The organism is Pseudoalteromonas obscura (assembly GCF_030135505.1).
Taxonomy (GTDB): domain Bacteria; phylum Pseudomonadota; class Gammaproteobacteria; order Enterobacterales; family Alteromonadaceae; genus Pseudoalteromonas; species Pseudoalteromonas obscura.
The window spans coordinates 159,211-178,992 of record NZ_JASJUT010000013.1 but is presented as its reverse complement, the minus strand read 5'-3'; the positions used below and the strand labels follow the sequence as shown (position 1 = coordinate 178,992).

14 protein-coding genes are annotated in these 19,782 nt (G+C 42.8%); 7 read left to right on the top strand and 7 right to left on the bottom strand.

From position 1 onward, the window contains the following. The gene (locus QNM18_RS23530) at positions 1-972 is read left to right on the top strand and encodes a GGDEF domain-containing protein (RefSeq protein WP_211008915.1); all 972 of its coding nucleotides are present in this window, start codon (positions 1-3) and stop codon (positions 970-972) included. A gap of 422 nt (positions 973-1,394) precedes the next feature. On the opposite strand, the gene QNM18_RS23525 is transcribed toward QNM18_RS23530, so the two are convergent. From QNM18_RS23525 to QNM18_RS23510, 4 genes are all read right to left on the bottom strand, one after another. Further along, complete coding sequence (locus QNM18_RS23525) at positions 1,395-2,903, bottom strand: SpoVR family protein (protein WP_211008916.1); 1,509 nt, start codon at positions 2,901-2,903, stop codon at positions 1,395-1,397. Between the two features lie 18 nt (positions 2,904-2,921). Continuing rightward, on the bottom strand, positions 2,922-4,208 hold the full coding sequence (locus tag QNM18_RS23520) for a YeaH/YhbH family protein (protein WP_211008917.1): 1,287 nt from the start codon (positions 4,206-4,208) through the stop codon (positions 2,922-2,924). Positions 4,209-4,230: 22 nt separating this feature from the next. Further along, the gene (locus tag QNM18_RS23515) at positions 4,231-6,153 is read right to left on the bottom strand and encodes a PrkA family serine protein kinase (RefSeq protein WP_211008918.1); all 1,923 of its coding nucleotides are present in this window, start codon (positions 6,151-6,153) and stop codon (positions 4,231-4,233) included. 192 nt (positions 6,154-6,345) lie between these two features. Continuing rightward, positions 6,346-6,927 (bottom strand): superoxide dismutase, encoded by a 582-nt coding sequence (locus QNM18_RS23510; RefSeq protein WP_023402223.1) that lies wholly within the window; start codon positions 6,925-6,927, stop codon positions 6,346-6,348. Between the two features lie 235 nt (positions 6,928-7,162). Between QNM18_RS23510 and QNM18_RS23505 the strand changes: the two genes are divergently transcribed. From QNM18_RS23505 to QNM18_RS23490, 4 genes are all read left to right on the top strand, one after another. Further along, on the top strand, positions 7,163-7,501 hold the full coding sequence (locus QNM18_RS23505) for a Grx4 family monothiol glutaredoxin (protein WP_023402222.1): 339 nt from the start codon (positions 7,163-7,165) through the stop codon (positions 7,499-7,501). A gap of 490 nt (positions 7,502-7,991) precedes the next feature. Further along, positions 7,992-12,449, top strand: a complete 4,458-nt coding sequence (gene gltB / locus QNM18_RS23500) for a glutamate synthase large subunit (RefSeq protein WP_284138600.1) — start codon at positions 7,992-7,994, stop codon at positions 12,447-12,449. Between the two features lie 10 nt (positions 12,450-12,459). Beyond that, a complete protein-coding gene (locus QNM18_RS23495; RefSeq protein ID WP_211008921.1) occupies positions 12,460-13,875 on the top strand; it encodes an FAD-dependent oxidoreductase in 1,416 nt (471 codons plus the stop codon). Positions 13,876-14,094: 219 nt separating this feature from the next. Then, positions 14,095-14,685, top strand: coding sequence for a cytochrome b (locus QNM18_RS23490; protein WP_284138599.1), 591 nt, complete (start codon positions 14,095-14,097; stop codon positions 14,683-14,685). 53 nt (positions 14,686-14,738) lie between these two features. On the opposite strand, the gene recN is transcribed toward QNM18_RS23490, so the two are convergent. From recN to nadK, 3 genes are all read right to left on the bottom strand, one after another. After that, complete coding sequence (gene recN, locus QNM18_RS23485; protein WP_284138598.1) at positions 14,739-16,415, bottom strand: DNA repair protein RecN; 1,677 nt, start codon at positions 16,413-16,415, stop codon at positions 14,739-14,741. Between the two features lie 61 nt (positions 16,416-16,476). Then, on the bottom strand, positions 16,477-17,058 hold the full coding sequence (locus QNM18_RS23480; RefSeq protein WP_284138597.1) for a hypothetical protein: 582 nt from the start codon (positions 17,056-17,058) through the stop codon (positions 16,477-16,479). A 62-nt stretch (positions 17,059-17,120) separates the two neighbouring features. Continuing rightward, positions 17,121-18,005, bottom strand: a complete 885-nt coding sequence (gene nadK / locus QNM18_RS23475; protein ID WP_211008925.1) for an NAD(+) kinase — start codon at positions 18,003-18,005, stop codon at positions 17,121-17,123. Between the two features lie 93 nt (positions 18,006-18,098). On the opposite strand from nadK, the gene QNM18_RS23470 reads away from it, so the two are divergent. Next, on the top strand, positions 18,099-19,043 hold the full coding sequence (locus QNM18_RS23470; RefSeq protein WP_023402215.1) for a transcriptional regulator: 945 nt from the start codon (positions 18,099-18,101) through the stop codon (positions 19,041-19,043). Between the two features lie 58 nt (positions 19,044-19,101). Beyond that, positions 19,102-19,710 (top strand): nucleotide exchange factor GrpE, encoded by a 609-nt coding sequence (gene grpE / locus QNM18_RS23465; RefSeq protein WP_023402214.1) that lies wholly within the window; start codon positions 19,102-19,104, stop codon positions 19,708-19,710. Positions 19,711-19,782: the final 72 nt, after the last annotated feature.

Below are 19,782 nucleotides of genomic sequence, written 5' to 3'. Positions count from 1 at the left end.
ATGCCTGCTTCTGATTTTGACATGAATGAAATCCATTGGCTAATGGATATGTTTAACACAGTCGATGTTGGGCTGGTTGTTCTGGACCGAGATTATCGCGTATGTGTTTGGAATGGTTTTATGGAAAATCATTCTGGATTACTGCCTAGTGCAGTGAAAGACAAAGATGTATTTGATTTATTTCCGAGCATTGATGAGTCTTGGTTTAGGGGGAAAGCAGAGCCCGTTTTTGTCCTTAAGAATCGCTCTTTTACCATATGGGAGCAGCAACCATATATATTTCGCTTTAAAAACTACCGACCAATTACCGGTAAAGCCGAATATATGTATCAAAACGCCACTTTTATTCCATTGACAACTTTAACAGGGGATGTCGGTCATATTTGTGTGATCCTATATGATGTTACTGATGAAGCAATGAATAAGCTAGAGTTGGAAAAAGCAAACAAAACGCTAGAGGAAATGAGCCGTACAGATGCCCTGACTAAGTTATCGAATAGAGGGTATTGGGAAGAGTGCTCGCGAACTGAGTTTAAACGTTTAAAGCGCAATAATGGTTGTAGTTGTTTATTGATGTTTGATATCGATTTTTTCAAAAGAATTAACGACGAGTACGGTCATAGTGGTGGAGATGAAGCGATACGTCACATCTCTGACCTTTTAAAGAAAACCTTACGCGAAACAGATGTTGCTGGTCGATATGGTGGGGAAGAGTTTGCTGTCACACTTGTTGATACAGATGCGGATGGGGCGCTGATCTTTGCAGAGCGTTTACGAAGCATGATAGAAAACTCAGTAATTTATTATGACAAGAAAGAAATTAGATTGACTGTGAGCCTTGGCATAGCTTGTTACGACAATAGCTTTGACAAGCATGAGCAGTGGATCGAAGCGACAGATTCTGCTCTCTATCATTCAAAAGAAACTGGCAGAAACAAAGTCACCGTGTATGACCCGTCGATGTCTCAGTAAACGAAATACAGTGCTCAATAGGCAGATTGAGCACTGTAAACTTTATTAAACCTCAACGTCGTGAATCTGGCTTAAACCTGACTAAAAAGGTTTAAGCCCATAGCAAACCCAAATTCACTCTTGGTAATGAAATCAAGCTGTGACTTGCACTTTAAAAGAACCTAAATAGGTAAAGGGTTCAGCCAATCCCCATTAATTGAGTGCTCCCCTGCGACAGTATAATTTAATATAATTCGTAACTACTCACATATTTTCAAGCGACTGTGGAGCATACACCTAGCGTTGCACGGGTACTGAAAAGCAAAAGTGCGAAAGTAATTATTACCGCTGCTAAATGTGTCTAGTTGGGTCTCATTTGCGTCAAGAAGGCAAATAAGGGTTCTAGAGTGACAACACACGAGGGAAGCTCGTGTGCTGTCAGGCTAATCATTTTCTGAGTTTTCTATCGGGCACTGCCCAAGAGTGGTCACGCTACCATCCTCTTCAGCTTGCTCTAATCTGACCTCAAACCCCCAAAGCCGGTAGAGGTGCTTGAGCACTTCAATTTTTGAATCTGCCAACGGAATTTTATCTTGAGGTACGTACCTTAAAGTCAAAGACCGATCGCCGCGAACGTCGACTTTATAAACTTGTATATTTGGTTCATTGTTACTGAGGTTATAGTGGGCAGATAGACTGCTTCTGACTTTCTGATAACCAGCTTCATCATGGATAGCCTTAACTTCAAGATGAGGAGAGGACTCTTTATCCAATATGGTAAATAACTTAAAGTCTCTAATGATCTTTGGAGACAAAAACTGACTGACAAAGCTTTCGTCTTTAAAGTTTTCCATTGCGAAATGCAGTGTGTCTAACCAATTTTTACCGGCAAATTCAGGAAACCACTGTCTATCTTCTTCTGTGGGGTTCTCGCATATTCGCCTTATGTCTACCATCATATTGAACCCCAATGCATAAGGGTTTATTCCCGAATAAAATTTACTGTTGTAGGGGGGCTGATATACCACATTGGTATGGCTCTGCAAAAACTCAAGCATAAATGCATCGCTTAGTTTTCCTTCATCATATAGGTGGTTGAGGATGGTGTAGTGCCAAAAGGTTGCCCATCCTTCGTTCATGACCTGAGTTTGTCTTTGGGGATAAAAATATTGAGATATCTTTCTTACTATTCTTATGATTTCACGCTGCCATGACTCAAGTAAAGGGGCATTTTTCTCAATGAAATAGAGTATGTTTTCCTGTGGCTCCGATGGGAAGTGCGGTAAATTCTCTGTGTCTTCTTGTTTGCTTTTAGGAATGGTTTTCCATAATTCATTGACTTGAGATTGCAAATAATCTTCACGCTCTTTTTGACGCTTTTGTTCTTCAAACAACGAAATTTGCTGTGGCCTTTTATACCTATCTACACCATAGTTCATCAGCGCGTGACAAGAGTCTAGTAAATTTTCGACTTCCTCGATGCCGTATTTCTGTTCGCATTCGGCGACATAGTTTTTTGCAAAAACCAGATAATCAATGATAGAAGATGCATCAGTCCAGGTTTTAAATAAATAGTTACCTTTAAAAAAAGAGTTGTGACCGTAACAAGCATGTGCCATCACCAATGCTTGCATTGGCAATGTATTTTCTTCCATTAAGTAAGCAATACAGGGATCAGAGTTAATGACAATCTCATAGGCGAGCCCCATCTGCCCACGTTTATAATTTTGCTCTGTCTGGATGAACTTTTTACCATAAGACCAGTGCGCATAACCGATAGGCATACCTACACTTGAGTATGCATCCATCATCTGCTCTGCGGTGATCACTTCAATTTGATTGGGGTAGGTATCAAGCCGGTAGTGCTCAGCTACACGAGCAATTTCGGCCTGATACAGTTCTAATCTTTCAAAAGTCCAATCTGGACCATCATTTAAAGGGTTGTAGGTCATTTGCGCTTCCCCTCTTTGTTATGCTGCACCTTGCTGCTTTTGCCGATTCTTTTTAAATAACTCTCTGAAGATTGGATAAATGTCTTCTACTGAGCGTATGTGCTGCATAGCAAAATTATTATAAGCTGCAGATAGCCCTTGGTATTCTCTCCATAGGCTCTGATGTGCTCTTGTCGTGATTTCTATATAGGCGTAATAGCGCACCACTTTGAGCAGTTTATTTGCAAGGATATCGGTACAGTGTGGCGAATCATCTGCCCAATTATCACCATCGGATGCTTGTGCCGCGTAAATATTCCAGTCCCCTTGGGAATAGCGTTCTGCGACTATTTCGTCCATCAACTTCAACGCACTAGAAACGATTGTGCCACCTGTCTCTTGAGAATAAAAAAACTCTTGTTCATCAACTTCTTTTGCTTGCGTGTGATGCCGAATGTACACAACCTCAATGTCTTTGTAGGTGCGAGTTAAAAATTGATACAACAAAATATAAAATCGCTTTGCCATATCTTTTGTTGCTTGGTCCATAGATCCAGATACATCCATTAAACAAAACATAACTGCTTTGCTCGTTGGGTGTGGGCGCTTTTCATAATTTCTAAATCTAAGATCATAGTTGTCTATGAAAGGCACAGCTGCAATTCTGCGGCGTAATGTTTCTATCTCAGCTTCGATCGTTTCAATTTGATGCTGAGGTGGAACCGGTTCAGCCAATAGTTGCTCAAGCTCAGCTTCGAGCTCCTTTAAGCGGCTGCGTTTACTGGCTGTCATCGCGATCCTTCTTGCAATAGAGCCTTTCAGTGAACGCACTATATCTAAATTACTAGGCATTCCGTCATTACAGAAACCCGCTCGGTGTGTTTTCATTTGCACGAGTTTGTCTAACTGACTCTTTTGCAAGTTTGGTAGCTCCAGATCTTCGAACAAGAGATCTAAATACTCATCCTTTGAAATAGAAAACACAAAGTCGTCCTGTCCCTCACCTTGATCACTGGCATTGCCTTCACCAGCGCCCCCTCCTTGACCGGAAGGTGGGCGCTGTATTTTGTCACCAGTACTAAATTGGTCATTGCCTGGATGTATATGCTCTCTATTTCCCCCTTTGCCTTGGTGAAATACAGGTTCACTGATATCTCGTTGTGGTATAGATATACTTTCTCCACTGCTAATATCCGTCACACTTCGTTTGTTTATTGCATCCGAAACCGCTTCTTTAATCTGCTTTTTATAGCGTCTTATAAAGCGCTGCCTATTAGGCGTGCTTTTGTTCTTACCGTTCAATCTTCGATCGATGAAATGTGCCATTGACCATCCTCCAATCGTTAGATTACTGTGATTTTCTAACTCTCAAATACCATTCAGAAAGTAGTCGAACCTGCTTCTGGGTATATCCTTTTTCCATCATCCGATTGACAAAGTCTTCATGTTTTTTCTGGTCTTCAGCAGACGTCTTGGCATTGAAAGAAATTACGGGCAGTAAATCTTCAGTATTTGAGAACATTTTTTTCTCTATTACTGTTCTTAGTTTTTCATAGCTAGTCCAAACTGGGTTTTCACCGTTGTGATGGGCTCTAGCACGCAGCACAAAATTAACGATTTCATTTCTGAAGTCTTTCGGATTTGAGATGCCAGCAGGCTTTTCAATCTTTTCAAGTTCCGCATTTAATGCCGCTCTATCAAAAAGCTGCCCAGTATCTGGGTCTCTATATTCCTGATCTTGGATCCAAAAGTCAGCATAGGTGACATATCTATCAAATATGTTTTGCCCGTATTCTGAATAAGACTCAAGATAAGCTGTTTGTAACTCCTTACCAATAAATTCTACATATTGAGGAATTAAGTAACCTTTTAAGTGGCTTAAATATCGCTCTTGTACTTCAGCACTAAATTGTTCGCGTTCAATTTGTTGCTCTAAGACATAGAACAGGTGTACTGGGTTGGCTGCAACTTCCGCGTGGTCAAAGTTAAAAACGCGCGACAATATTTTAAATGCGAATCGAGTGGATAAACCATTCATTCCTTCATCAACACCCGCATAGTCTCGATATTCTTGATAAGACTTTGCTTTTGGATCTGTGTCTTTCAAGCTCTCGCCATCATAGACTCGCATTTTTGAATAAATACTTGAGTTTTCAGGCTCTTTGATCCGTGAAAGCGAAGAGAATTTTGCTAACGTTTCGAGTGTTCCTGGCGCGCATTGAGCATCTTTGAGTTCACTATTTTCAAGCAGTTTCTTGTATATTTTAACTTCTTCCGAGACCCGTAAGCAGTAGGGTACTTTGACGATAAAGACGCGGTCTAAGAAGGCCTCGTTATTTTTATTATTTTTGAATGTTTGCCATTCGGACTCGTTCGAGTGAGCTAGAATAATACCGCTAAATGGCAGCGCTGAAATACCTTCTGTGCCGTTATAATTACCCTCTTGTGTTGCGGTAAGTAGAGGGTGTAGCACCTTGATAGGTGCTTTAAACATTTCTACGAACTCCATGAGCCCCTGATTTGCCAAGCATAACGCCCCAGAGTATGCATAGGCATCGGGATCATTTTGAGCAAAGTGTTCGAGCTTTCTAATATCAACCTTACCCACCAATGCCGAAATGTCCTGATTATTTTCATCACCGGGCTCAGTTTTTGCGATGGCAACTTGGTCCAAAATCGAAGGATAGCGTTTTACTACTTTAAACTGACTTATATCTCCGTTGAATTCATGGAGGCGTTTAGTTGCCCACGGTGACATGACTGTTTTTAGATAGCGTTTAGAGATCCCATATTCTTTTTCAAGTAACTCGCCATCTTCTTGTGGGTTAAATAGACTAAGTGGGTGGTCGTTGACCGGAGAGCCTTTAATTGCGTAGACGGGAACTTGTTGCATTAGGTACTTCAGTTTTTCCGCAATTGATGACTTACCGCCACCAACTGGTCCTAATAGATAGAGTACTTGTTTACACTCTTCTAATCCTTGGGCTGCATGTTTGAGGTATGAGACGATTTGTTCAATGGCATCTTCCATGCCATAAAATTCGTTGAAAGCAGGGTAACGTGCTATGACCCGATTTGAAAACAGTCGACTTAACCTCGCGTCCGTCGAGGTATCTATCATTTCAGGCTCACCGATGGCCATGAGCAACCGTTCAGGCGCACTGGCGTAAGCTGCCTTATCCTCTTTACAGATTTCAAGAAATTCAGCAATTGTGAATTCTTCTTCTTTTGCTGCTTCGTATCGGGATTGGTAATGCTCAAATATTGTCATATCAAACTCCAATAACCAGTTAAATTAAATGCGTGGGCTAAAATGCAAGGCGTACTTAAAGCTTAGTCTTGTTATTGGATATTTGCTTAAAAAATATAAGAATTTAATGTGATAGCAGTATGTGGAGGTGAAAAAAAAAGGCACCTGAGCGCCTTTTTTATTGCTTAAATTGGTACAGTTATACCCTTGTAATTAAGCTAGATTTTGGTTCGCAAAATCCCAGTTTACAAGTGACCAGAAACCTTTCAGGTACTCAGGACGAACATTGCGATAATCGATATAGTAAGCGTGTTCCCACAGGTCAACAGTAAGGATAGGAGTAACGCCTTCTTGTGTTAGCGGGGTTTCAGCATTTGAAGTGTTAACGATATCTAAAGACCCATCTGCTAGTTGAACTAACCAAGTCCAGCTTGAGCCGAAGTTGTTTACAGCTTTGTCATTAAATGCTTCTTGGAATGCGGCAAATGAACCCCATTTCGCGTTAATTAGTTCTGCTACTTTACCTTGTGCTTCGCCACCACCATTTGGCGCTAGGCTGTGCCAGTAAAACGTGTGGTTCCAGATCTGAGCTGCATTGTTAAAGATACCGCCTTCAGAGCTAACAACAACTTCTTCTAAAGTTTTGTTCGCAAAGTCAGTACCTTCTACTAGACCATTTAGTTTAACCACGTAAGTGTTGTGGTGTTTGCCGTGGTGGAACTCTAAAGTTTCTTTAGAAATATGTGGCTCTAATGCATCGATAGCATAAGGAAGTGACGGTAGTTCGAAAGCCATTTTAATCTCCATTTTTTGGTTGAGTACTCTAAATATCTAAAAAGATGCCACTTGCTTGGCACATTTCAGTACGATTTAGTGTTATATAGTGATACTATAATTCCTGAGTATTTTACTCAAGTTTTGGCAAACAGCAATGCCCGTGACCAAGACTTGTAGTGTGAATTTATCGTATGCGTTAATTTTGAGCGAAAAGTACGTGTACGAACAGATAATATCGTCATTTGAGGTATATATGGAAACCATTGATAAGATCAAACAGCAAATTGCAGAAAACCCAATTCTTCTATATATGAAGGGATCTCCAAAATTACCTAACTGTGGATTTTCTTCTCAAGCTTCACAAGCATTGATGGCGTGCGGAGAGCAATTTGCATACGTAGACATTCTTTTAAACCCAGATATTCGCGCTGAGTTGCCTCACTATGCGAATTGGCCAACATTCCCGCAGCTATGGGTTGAAGGTGAATTAATCGGTGGATGTGACATCATTATCGAAATGTTCCAAAAAGGCGAACTTCAGCCTTTGATCACTGAGACTGCTGCTAAATATAAAGAAGAAGCGGCTGAGTAATCAGTAAGAACATTTAAAATACAGTAAAAGCCCGAATGTATTTCGGGCTTTTTTATGCCTACTAAACTGACTTATCTCATTAAGACACATCCAATACGTGATATAAAACACATTACTTCTAGCGTTTTCCTCTCTAGCGTAGCCCTGCTGAGAATCAATATGCCTCAAATAAATACTTAGCATTAAAATTGTGAATATTTATTCATTTGTGTGTGGGTTTACGTTTACGTAAACTGATCTCGAGTTTTATTTTTGATTCTATTTATTAACAATTGATACCGGTGTCAAGTGTTTTTTAGGGACGGATTTTGCCGGTTTGATGCGTTGTATTAAATTTTGGTTACGTAATGGGGTCGTTGAAAAATATTCAATGTAGTGAATATTTATTCTTTTCTTTGTTGACTCGCTTTAATTTCAGCGCTAGTTTTGAATATCTGCCAGCAAATCGTCGAAGTCATTCAGCTGGCAGGTGTAGCAAGGGGAGGGGTCTATGTTATATGACTCGGCATTAGAAAAAGATAACTGCGGGTTTGGTCTTATTGCGCATACTCAAGGCCAGGCAAGCCATAAATTAATTCGCACAGCGATCACGGGTCTTGATCGCATGCAACACAGAGGTGGTATTGCTGCAGACGGCAAAACTGGTGATGGTTGCGGTTTGTTATTGCAAAAGCCTGACAGCTTTTTCAGAGCTATTGCGGCTGAAAACGACTGGCGACTAGGCAAAAATTATGCGGTTGGTATGGTATTTTTAAATGCCGATGACGTACTAGCTCAGTCAGCTAAAGATATTATTAATGAAGAATTAGAAAAAGAAACATTGAGTATTGTCGGGTGGAGAGAAGTACCAACCCAGCCTGACATGTTGGGCCCGATTGCCAAATCTCAGCTACCACAGTTTGAGCAAGTGTTTGTGAGTGCTCCTGAGGGTTGGAGACCTAAAGATTTAGAGCGCCGCCTCTATATCGCGAGGCGACGAATTGAGAAAAGAATCACAACAGATGAGCAGTTTTATATAGCGAGTTTGTCAGGCCTCGTAACTGTTTACAAAGGTCTAATGATGCCTGCAGATCTTCCAAATTTTTATCTAGATTTGGCAGATCTTCGCATGACCAGCGCTATTTGTGTTTTCCATCAAAGGTTTTCAACTAATACCCAGCCTAAGTGGCCTTTGGCACAACCGTTTAGATATTTGGCTCACAATGGTGAGATCAATACAATTATGGGTAATAGACAATGGGCACGAGCGCGCGCATACAAATTCTCATCGCCTTTACTACCTGATCTGCAATTGGCAGCACCATTTGTCAATGAATCAGGGTCAGACTCGTCGAGCTTGGATAATATCCTTGAATTGTTTTTAGCTGGTGGCATGGATATATTCCGTGCCATGCGGATGCTAGTTCCGCCTGCATGGCAAAAAAACCGCGCCATGGATGACGATCTACGTGCATTTTATGATTTTAACTCAATGCATATGGAGCCTTGGGACGGACCTGCGGGTATCGTTATGTCTGATGGCCGGTTTGCTGCATGTAACTTAGATAGAAATGGACTAAGGCCTGCTCGCTATGTTGTCACCCAAGATGGGTTTATTACCGTAGCGTCTGAAATTGGAATTTGGGATTATGAAGCAGACGAAGTTGTTGAAAAAGGCCGTGTTGGGCCCGGTGAGTTGCTTGTTGTGGATACGCTCCATGGCAAAATATGGCAGTCTAGTGAAATTGATCAAGACCTAAAAGCAAGACACCCATATCGGGCTTGGCTTGAGCAAAACGTGCAACGTCTCACGCCATTTGAGCAACTTGATGAGAAAGACGCGGGTCAGCGTGATTTTTCTGACGAAACATTGTTGACCTACCAAAAGCAGTTTGGATACAGCAACGAAGAAGTGGAACAGGTTATCAGTGTGATGGGGGCCAATGGGCAAGAAGCGACGGGCTCTATGGGAGATGACACTCCATTTGCGGTGTTGTCGCAAGGCGCACGCTCATTATACGATTACTTTCGGCAAAAGTTTGCTCAGGTAACTAATCCACCGATCGACCCATTGCGAGAAAACCATGTTATGTCGCTTGCAACTTGTATTGGTCGAGAACAGAACGTATTCAATGAAACAACAGGTCATGCAAAGCGTTTGCAGTTTGATTCGCCGATTTTAACCTATTCAGATATCAAACAGCTAACAGCTGCAGGTGACAAGCATTACCAAGTTGGTCAGGTCAATTTAAATTATGCACCTGAAGAAGGATTAGAAAATGCGCTCCGTCGCGTGTGTGACGAAGCACAACAAAAAGCCGCCAACGGATGTGTCATGATTTTGCTAAGTGATAGAGATATCACAAAAGGGTTTTTACCTATCCCAGCAGCGATGGCCGTAGGCGCAATTCAACAACGATTGGTGAATGAAAACCTGCGCTGTGACTCAAATATTATCGTAGAAACAGGCAGTGCGCGTGACCCTCATCAATTTGCGGTGTTACTTGGTTTTGGCGCAACTGCGATCTATCCCTATTTGGCCTATGAGACCTTGGTTTCTTTGTGCGATAAAGGTGTGATCAAAAAATCATATCGTGACGTGACATTGTCGTATCGGAATGCGATTAACAAAGGCTTGTATAAAATCATGTCTAAGATGGGGATCAGCACCATTGCATCGTATCGTTGTTCAATGCTATTCGAGGCGGTAGGTTTGTCTGATGAGGTCGTAAATTTATGTTTTAAAGGTGTCGTTAGCCGTATTAAAGGTGCGGATTTTGCGGACTTTGAAGCGGAAAGCAAATTGTTAAATCAGCTTGCTTTTAGCAAACGTAAATTGTTGAGTCATGGCGGTTTATTGAAGTTTGTACATGGTGGTGAGTATCACGCTTATAACCCAGATGTGGTGCAGTCGCTGCAAGTGGCGGTCAAATCGGGTAAGTACGAAGACTATCTGGAATACGCGAACATTGTAAATAACCGACCGGTTACCAATTTAAGAGACTTATTGAAACTTAAAACCTCGCAAAAAGCGATTTCAATCGACGAGGTTGAACCAGCCGAAAACCTATATAAGCGTTTTGACTCAGCTGCAATGAGTATAGGCGCACTTTCTCCAGAAGCTCACGAGGCATTGGCTATTGCCATGAATCGCCTTGGCGGTTTTTCAAACTCTGGGGAAGGCGGTGAGGATAAGTTACGCTTTGGTAATGAGAAAAACTCTCGTATCAAACAGGTTGCGTCTGGGCGATTTGGTGTAACGCCGCATTATTTACAAAGCGCTGACGTGATACAAATAAAGGTTGCTCAAGGCGCAAAACCAGGAGAGGGTGGCCAGCTACCTGGCGAGAAAGTGACGCCATATATTGCCAAGTTGCGTTATTCTGTTCCAGGTGTGACTTTGATATCGCCGCCACCGCACCATGATATTTATTCAATTGAAGATTTAGCTCAACTTATTTTTGACCTAAAACAGGTTAATCCGAAGGCAATGATCTCCGTTAAGCTCGTCTCTGAACCGGGAGTTGGCACCATCGCAACTGGTGTTGCCAAAGCTTATGCAGATCTGATCACTATCGCTGGTTATGATGGCGGCACAGGGGCGAGTCCGTTGACGTCTGTGAAATATGCCGGGTGTCCATGGGAGCTTGGGTTGGCAGAAACACAGCAAGCACTGGTCGAAAACGGTTTGCGACACAGAATTCGTTTGCAAACTGACGGAGGCCTAAAAACAGGGCTAGATATTATCAAGGCCGCAATTTTAGGCGCTGAAAGTTTTGGATTTGGCACCGGGCCTATGGTGGCATTAGGGTGTAAGTACTTACGTATATGTCACCTAAATAATTGCGCGACAGGTGTTGCAACGCAAGATGACACGTTAAGGCAGCGCCACTACCACGGGTTGCCTGAAATGGCGATGAATTACTTCAAATTCATTGCGCAAGAAGCTCGAGAGCTTATGGCCTCTCTAGGTGTAACTAAATTGACAGACTTAATTGGTCGAACGGATCTTTTAGATGTTATTGAAGGCAAAACGAGCAAACAGCAAAAGCTAGATCTGTCCCCAATTTTGGTTAAGCCCAACAACCCGAGCAAGCAGACTTTGTATTGTAGTGCAGAGAATACCTCGCATTACCGTGGAGAGCTAAACGAGTCTTTATTAGGTAAAGCTAAACAGGCAATTGATGAAAAATCTGGCACATCGCTTGTTAGTCGAATCAAAAATACGGATCGCTCCGTTGGTGCTATGTTGTCTGGTTACATTGCCGGTAAATACGGTAATCAAGGTATGGCAGCAGATCCTGTGTCGATAGAATTGCATGGTACGGCAGGGCAGTCATTTGGTGTATGGAATGCTGGTGGGTTAGAGCTAACTTTAGTTGGTGATGCCAATGACTATGTTGGTAAGGGCATGGCTGGTGGCAAGCTAGTAATAAGGCCGCCATTGGGATCTAGCTTTATGTCTCATCAAGCGACCATTGCAGGTAACACTTGTTTATATGGCGCAACAGGGGGCAAGTTATTTGCGGCGGGACGTGTTGGAGAGCGTTTTGCAGTGCGGAACTCCGGTGTACATGCGGTAGTTGAAGGGCTAGGAGACAACGGCTGTGAATATATGACGGGTGGAGTTGTCTGCGTCCTTGGCCAAATTGGCGTTAACTTTGGTGCAGGGATGACAGGCGGATTTGCATATGTGCTGGATGAAGAAAATGACATGGACAAACGTTTTAACCCAGAATTGGTGGAGGTTCTGACATTGGACAGATTACCGTCACATCAGGAGCACCTGAGAGGGTTAATAGCAGAACACTTGGAGTGCACAGGGTCAAATAGAGCAGAGCAAGTACTTGCAAACTTCGAGTTATATATTCCTATGTTTAAGTTAGTAAAGCCTAAGTCAAGTGATGTAAAGAGCTTATTAGGACACCGAGCGCGCAGTAGTGCAGAGCTAAGAGTGCAGGCGCAGTAGAGGAGGAGCTATGAGCGAAAACGTTTACCAATTTATCGATGTGCAGCGCGTTGACCCAAGAAAAAAGCCAATATCAACACGTAAGAACTCTTTTGTCGAAATCTATGAGCCGTTTTCTGGGCAGCAGGTTGACTCACAAGCAGACAGGTGCCTAGATTGCGGAAACCCTTACTGTGAATGGAAGTGCCCAGTGCATAACTATATTCCTCAGTGGTTAAAGCTGATCCGAACGGGCCGTATTATGGAAGCGGCTGAGTTGTCGCACCGCACTAATAGTTTGCCTGAAGTCTGTGGGCGTGTGTGCCCACAAGATAGATTATGTGAAGGTGCTTGTACGCTAAATGATGAGTTTGGTGCAGTTACCATCGGCAATATAGAGAAATACATCACTGATACCGCATTTGCACAAGGTTGGAAGCCGGATTTATCTTACGTCACTTGGACTGACAAAAAAGTAGCGATTATCGGCGCAGGCCCCGCAGGGCTTGGCTGTGCTGATATTTTAGTTCGCAATGGGGTTAAAGCAGTTGTCTATGACCGCAACCCAGAGATCGGGGGCTTACTCACTTTTGGGATCCCGTCGTTTAAACTTGAAAAATCAGTCATGGAAAAGCGCCGAGAGATTTTCACCGAGATGGGCGTTGAATTTAAATTAAACACAGAAGTTGGCTCTGATGTAACAATGGATGAGTTAATCGCACAATATGATGCGGTGTTTGTCGGTGTTGGCACATATCAATATATGCGCGGTGGACTGGAGAATGAGGATTCAGAACAGGTATATGACGCGTTACCATTTTTGATTGGCAATACTAACCGTGTAATGGGTTATGACGAATCTCAGCAGCCTTACATTAATATGGCTGGCAAACGTGTAGTTGTGCTTGGTGGGGGCGATACTGCAATGGACTGTGTCCGCACCTCGGTTCGACAAAATGCCAAATCCGTGATTTGTGCTTATCGACGTGACGAGGACAACATGCCCGGTTCCAAGCGAGAAGTTAAAAATGCCAAAGAAGAGGGTGTAGTTTTTCAATTTAACGTTCAGCCCAAAGGAGTTGTACTAGATGAAAAGGGCAATGTGAGCGGCGTTAAAATGGTTAAAACACAGCTGGGTGAGGCTGATGGCAATGGGCGCCGCCAAGCACAGGAAGTGGCAGGCTCTGAGCATATTATAGACGCTGACGCAGTGGTACTAGCATTTGGCTTCAAACCACACAACCTAGACTGGCTTGCGCAGTATGATGTTGAGATAAATCATTGGGGCGGAATTGTGGCGCCTGAACAAGCCGCATACACACACCAAACTAGCAATCCTAAAATATTTGCTGGAGGGGACGCTGTACGTGGTTCTGATTTGGTTGTTACTGCGATTTTCGAAGGCAGAAATGCAGCAGAAGGGATCTTAGACTACCTTGAGGTATAAGTCGCGTAATTCAAATAACCTGATACTTTGACACGAGCCCCCGCGTACTAATGCTGGGGCTTTTTTGTTTTTTAGGAACTTATCTAGTAAGTGTTATCTATTAACATTCTATTTTTCAGGATGTGTTGTCCAGAATTAACCGAGATACATTTATGGGGGGCTAGTATTAATATACCCTCTTATAGCTTGATAATATTTCGGTAATTGATTGAGGTATTTATGACACTTAAAAATACAGACACGGATTATGGCACCATCGCCAAGTGGATCCATTGGATCACCGCGATATTATTTTTGGCAGCCTATATGAGCGTATATTATCGTCAGTGGTTTACAGAAGTAAAAACCCCAGAAAATTGGACTGCATTGCAGCTGCATTTATCATTTGGCGTATCCATTATGGTTATTGTTTTGTTGAGGGTCCTGTGGAGAACATTGAATAAGCCACCTGCGCCTGAACCCGGCACGAGAGTAGAACAGTTGGCTGCGCGCGTAGGTCACCACGCTTTGTATGCCATCATGATTCTCGCACCTGTGACAGGGTATATTGGGACAGGCGCAAATACAGAGTTTTTCTTCTTGTTAGAGATCCCTAAATTCGAGGATACAGCTCTATTTCACTACTTTGTCATAGATGGCCTAGGGCTTACCTTTAAGGAATTTGAGAAGCCCATTGACTTTATCCACAAAGATATCCTCGGCGCATGGTTAATTTGGTTACTAATAGCAGGTCATGCAGGCGCTGCACTTTTTCATCACTATGTGAAAAAAGATCGGACACTGAAAAAAATGACATCCAGTGCACCATAAATAAATTACGTGAGTGATATAGACAAGAGATATCACCCCGCATGTATATTGTTTTAGCAGCTTTGCACACTCAGCAGCTCCTTCGCGCTGGCTCTGGTGGTGTCACTGACACTGTCCCCACCAAGCAATCGGGCTATCTCATCTACGCGTTGGTGCATATCCAATGGCACCATAGAGGTATATGTTTGCGCATTGTTGACTGCTTTTTGGACAAAAAACTGTTGGTGACCACTGCAGGCTACTTGAGGTAAGTGTGTTACACAAATGACTTGTGTGGAGTGGCCTAGTAACCTTAATTGTTTACCAACTTGAGAGGCGGTAGGCCCTGAAATCCCGACATCTACTTCATCGAATATTAAAGTTGGTGTAGTGACCTTATTAGCAATAATCACCTGAATTGCGAGGCTGATCCGTGATAGCTCACCACCAGAAGCCACCTTCGCAAGGGCCTGCATTGGTTGCCCGGGGTTCGTTGACACTAAAAACTCGATGTTATCCATGCCAAGCTCATTGGGGCGTCTGTCGGCGTCTTTACTCAATTCGATGGCAAATCGGCCATTTTCCATTGAAAGCTCGTGCATACTTTGGGTGATCAGTGTATTTAATGTGCCAGCGGCATTGGCTCTGCTGTCACTCAACTGGCTTGCTGAGATATGGTATGCATGCAAGGCTTCCGCTATTTCGTGTTCTAAGTCGTCGATGCGTGCATTATCTGAACAAATGTTGTCTAGCTCTTGTTTTAAGGCTAAATGATGTGACGCGAGTTGATCTGGTTGAATTTGATGCTTTCTAGACAGTGCCATTGCCTGTGTGATCCGCTCCTCGATCTCTTGCAGTCTAATTGGATCTTGCTCAACGCTTTCTCCATAGCTGCGGATCTCTCGGCAAGCTTCTTCCAGCTGAACAGCGGCTTCACTTAGCATCTGGCTAATACCTTCAAGTGATTTGTCTAACGTACTTAGCTCGCTGAAAGTTTGCACGCTATGTTGCAATTGACCAAGTACTGTTTGGTCGTCTTGCTCGTATAAACTCATTAGCTCTCTTTGCGAGCTCTCTACCAAAGTTTGTGCGTGGCTCAAACGGTTGTGCTCGGCTTCAATTTGTTCAAATTCGCCTTCTTGCAAAGCAAATTCATCAAGCTCCTCAACCTGATACTCTAACAATTGTTTTTTAGCTGCTTGGGCTTGCTGTTGTTTGAGTAAATTAGCGTGTTCTCTTTGTAATTTATGGTAGTGGTTATATTGCGCTTTAACTGCGCTGAGAAGATTTTGGTGTCCAGCGTAAGCGTCTAATAAACCAAGTTGATGTTCTGGTTTGAGAAGTAATTGGTGAGCGTGTTGGCCGTGAATGGCAATGAGCATTTGCCCTAGTTCTTTGAGCTGAGCTGCGGTCACGGATGAACCATTAATAAAACTTTTACTGCGGCCGTTACGGGTGACCACGCGCCGTAAAATGCAATTTTGTTCTTCATCATCGAGCAAAAGTTCTGAAAGGAATTTTTGTGCTTGTGGTAAATTGCGAATATCAAATTGAGCTGAAATTTCCGCTTTACTGCTTTCTGGGCGGATAGCATTTGCATCTGCGCGTTCACCAAGACAAAGGGATAGGGCATCAATGGCGATTGATTTACCAGCACCGGTCTCACCTGTGATGGCTGTCATGCCAGAACGCCAATCAATGTTGAGTTCGCTGACTATGGCAAAGTTTTTAATTTGCAAACTGGTAAGCATGCTGTATATCCAAACAGTATTTTACTGTTAATCTATACAGCATTTATGCAAAAATCAACTTTTAATTGATTATATCGGCCGTTTGTCTAGGCTGAGATGAAGCATGTTCATCATCATTGTTAGACGCAATTTTCTCGTCGGAATCCACTTCAACTTCATGTTCAATTTTCTCATGAGTATCAGGAGTTTGAATACGAGAGATTAGTGCGGGGAGTATCTCTACATAAAAGTTTTTATTGTACGCTATACCAGCTGATGGCAGCTCAGCGGCAAATAAAAACAGCTGTTCACTCAATAACTCGACATTATCGTTGCTACGGCACTTGTTGAGCTCTGAGCCTATTTGGCTCAAAAGGTGCTCACTGACTTTTTCTAGACGCGCCAAGTTTTCTTCGTTGTGTGATTGCACAACAAAAAAGTTACTGACGATGGCGTTAAACTTAGGTGCGTGCTTTGGCCTAATCAGTTTACAGTCTACGTACTCTGCTATTTTTCTTTTATATAACGACGAGATATCTTTCACACGCTCATTGAAAATTTTTTTCTCAGCGTCACGGGCTTTTTGTCGATTGTTCTCAATAACCATGTAAACACCAAGGATAGTGATGAGCAACACTATCGATACAAACACTATGTAACTCATGTTGTATTACTTTTCCCTAAATTAGAAAATAAATCTGCTCTATTCTGCTTAACTAATTGGCTTTAGTAAAGCCTACTGCCCCAATTTAGTTTTTCTCTAAGAACATGGTAGTAGGAATAGCTAGTAGGATGAATAAGTCTTAGCTTTTGGGCTGCTTTTTTAATCACCACTTCATCGCCTGGAAGTAAGGCCAGCACCACGTGACTATCACAGCTAACCTGTAAGCTAGCTGTGTTTTCAGGACTGAGCTTGAGTTTAACTTGTTTGTTGGCATCTACGACTAGAGGGCGGCTGGAAAGTGTATGAGGAAACATAGGAACCAGTGCCACTGCATTTAACTCTGGCGTTAGAATGGGGCCACCCCCTGACAATGAATAGGCTGTTGAGCCGGTGGGTGTTGTGACAATCAAGCCATCAGAGCGCTGTGAAAACACAAACTGCTCGTCAATGAAAGCTTCAAATTCAATCATATGGGCCACTTTGTCGGCATGTAAAACCGCTTCATTAACAGCTAAGTTCGCACTTTTGAGTTGCGCATGGCGGTAGACTTCCACTTCGAGTAGGAAGCGATGTTCTTCAACAAATTGACCGCTGAGTACTTGTTCTAGTGCAGGTTCGAAGTCATGTGGATTTAAATCAGTTAAAAATCCAAGGTTACCCCGGTTAACCCCAATAACGGCGACGTCAAACCGTGCGAGTACACGGGCTGCGCCAAGCATATTTCCATCTCCTCCAACGACGACGGCTAGATCACATTTCTCGCCTAACTCTACGAGATCAAGCAACTGGCAGTCTTGCAGCACATCAAGTTGCCTGCCTGCACGGCGCTCTACAAAAACTTCATAACCTAGCGCTTGCAAAAAAGTGTAAAGGCGATGTAAGGTCTGAGCCGCGCCGTCATGATTCGGTTTGCCTATAAGGCCGATGGTGTTAAATGGAGTGCTCATTTTTAACGCAAATCCTTGGTGTGTAATCTCACCCAAGATTATCTTAAAATTGAAGCGCTTGAAACTTTGAAATTCACCCCAACATAAATAATTATGAAATTAAGTGCTCGTGATAAACAAGTTTTCTCGGCTGTAATGACACTTTACTGTAATGGTGAAGGACTTCCGGTCGCGTCCAGTAAAATTGCCAAGATGAAAGGTATGGCCATTTGTTCCGCGACTGTGCGCAACGCCATGGCTCGATTAGAAAATCAGGGGTTATTATTTTCTCCCCACACATCGGCTGGGCGAGTGCCTTCAGATATAGGCATCAAATACTGGTTACAAGAGTATTTTGAATTAGATACCATTGCGACCTACTGGCAGCCAGAACAAGAGCAGTTGGTTACTTTGGCGCATTCACTGAGTCAGCATTATCAGGTGTGTTGTGTCGTAGGGTTACCTCAAGTAAGCAGCCAAAAAGTGTTTCGTGTCGAAGTATTAGACTTTGATCGCAAACATTGGCTTGTTCTACTTATCGATAAAGCTGGGCAATCGCAGAATATTTGTATCAATAAGCCCGCAGATAACTCTGATGAAATTCGATATCAATTTGCACTTTGGATGAATACCGTATTTAGTCAGCAAACCCTCAAAGAAGGGTTGCATCGTATGCGCGCGATGGCCAATAGTGCCATGCCCAATTGTCGAGAATTGTTATCTCAGTGGACACGTGAGCTTAGCCTTCAATTGGGGACTGATAACAGCATTGTGGTTGGTGAGCGCCATATATACAATCGCCTAGAGCAGGGCAATGATGTCAGTCTGGGCGTGCCGTTTTTGCACCAAGTTGAAGATAAACTCGCTTTTCGTGATGGTCTTTCAGTGTTGCTTGGGAGCGACATTGATGCCGACAGTTTATCGCGGTACGTGATTTTAAGTGTCCCATATTTTATGGACCAAGAATATCAAAGCCGTTTTTGTGTCGTGTGTCCTTCAGAGGCGCCAATTGAGTCAATAATTGACGAATTTAGCCGTATCGAGCAAAAAGACTCTTGAAACTAAAAAATCAATCCCCATAATTACGGCAGTTGTAAAGAATCGGAGATTAACTTTCATGTCTGAGCAGACAAAAGCACCAGAGCAGGAACAAGAAACTGCACAAGAAGAAGTAGTAGAACAAGCTGCTGAAGCGCAAGCACAGGAAGAAGCGCCACAGTCTGAACAAGGCGAAGTGAGCCCTGAAGAAGAAATTGCTGGTTTATACGCTGAGCTTGAAGCTGCAAAGCAAACGATTGAAGGCCAAAAAGACGGCGTAGTACGCGCTGCGGCAGAAGTCGAAAATATGCGTCGCCGTGCGGCACAAGATGTTGAGAAAGCACATAAGTTTGCACTTGAGAAATTCTCAAATGAATTACTACCAGTGATTGACAATCTTGAGCGCGCAATCGAATTTGCTGATAAAGAAAATGAAGCGACAAAATCAATCCTAGAAGGGATTGAGATGACCTTAAAGAGCTTTTCAGAAGCTTTGGGTAAGTTTGGTGTTGAAGCGGTTAACCCTCAAGGCGAAACTTTCTCTCCAGAGTTCCACCAAGCGATGTCAATGCAACCAAGCAATGATGTAGCGCCTAATACAGTGCTGGCGGTTATGCAGAAAGGCTATACCTTAAATGGTCGTTTATTACGCCCAGCAATGGTAATGGTATCTAAAGCTGCTGAGTAACGTACTAAATTAATCTAAAAGTACGTTTTTAGTCGTTAACAATTATATAAAAGGGCTGCCAATTAGTTGGTG

Coding starts and splice junctions, on each gene's coding strand:
- QNM18_RS23530 (WP_211008915.1), top strand. CDS start 1: ATGCCTGCTTCTGATTTTGACATGAATGAAATCCATTGGCTAATGGAT.
- QNM18_RS23525 (WP_211008916.1), bottom strand. CDS start 2,903: ATGACCTACAACCCTTTAAATGATGGTCCAGATTGGACTTTTGAAAGA.
- QNM18_RS23520 (WP_211008917.1), bottom strand. CDS start 4,208: ATGGCACATTTCATCGATCGAAGATTGAACGGTAAGAACAAAAGCACG.
- QNM18_RS23515 (WP_211008918.1), bottom strand. CDS start 6,153: ATGACAATATTTGAGCATTACCAATCCCGATACGAAGCAGCAAAAGAA.
- QNM18_RS23510 (WP_023402223.1), bottom strand. CDS start 6,927: ATGGCTTTCGAACTACCGTCACTTCCTTATGCTATCGATGCATTAGAG.
- QNM18_RS23505 (WP_023402222.1), top strand. CDS start 7,163: ATGGAAACCATTGATAAGATCAAACAGCAAATTGCAGAAAACCCAATT.
- gltB (WP_284138600.1), top strand. CDS start 7,992: ATGTTATATGACTCGGCATTAGAAAAAGATAACTGCGGGTTTGGTCTT.
- QNM18_RS23495 (WP_211008921.1), top strand. CDS start 12,460: ATGAGCGAAAACGTTTACCAATTTATCGATGTGCAGCGCGTTGACCCA.
- QNM18_RS23490 (WP_284138599.1), top strand. CDS start 14,095: ATGACACTTAAAAATACAGACACGGATTATGGCACCATCGCCAAGTGG.
- recN (WP_284138598.1), bottom strand. CDS start 16,415: ATGCTTACCAGTTTGCAAATTAAAAACTTTGCCATAGTCAGCGAACTC.
- QNM18_RS23480 (WP_284138597.1), bottom strand. CDS start 17,058: ATGAGTTACATAGTGTTTGTATCGATAGTGTTGCTCATCACTATCCTT.
- nadK (WP_211008925.1), bottom strand. CDS start 18,005: ATGAGCACTCCATTTAACACCATCGGCCTTATAGGCAAACCGAATCAT.
- QNM18_RS23470 (WP_023402215.1), top strand. CDS start 18,099: ATGAAATTAAGTGCTCGTGATAAACAAGTTTTCTCGGCTGTAATGACA.
- grpE (WP_023402214.1), top strand. CDS start 19,102: ATGTCTGAGCAGACAAAAGCACCAGAGCAGGAACAAGAAACTGCACAA.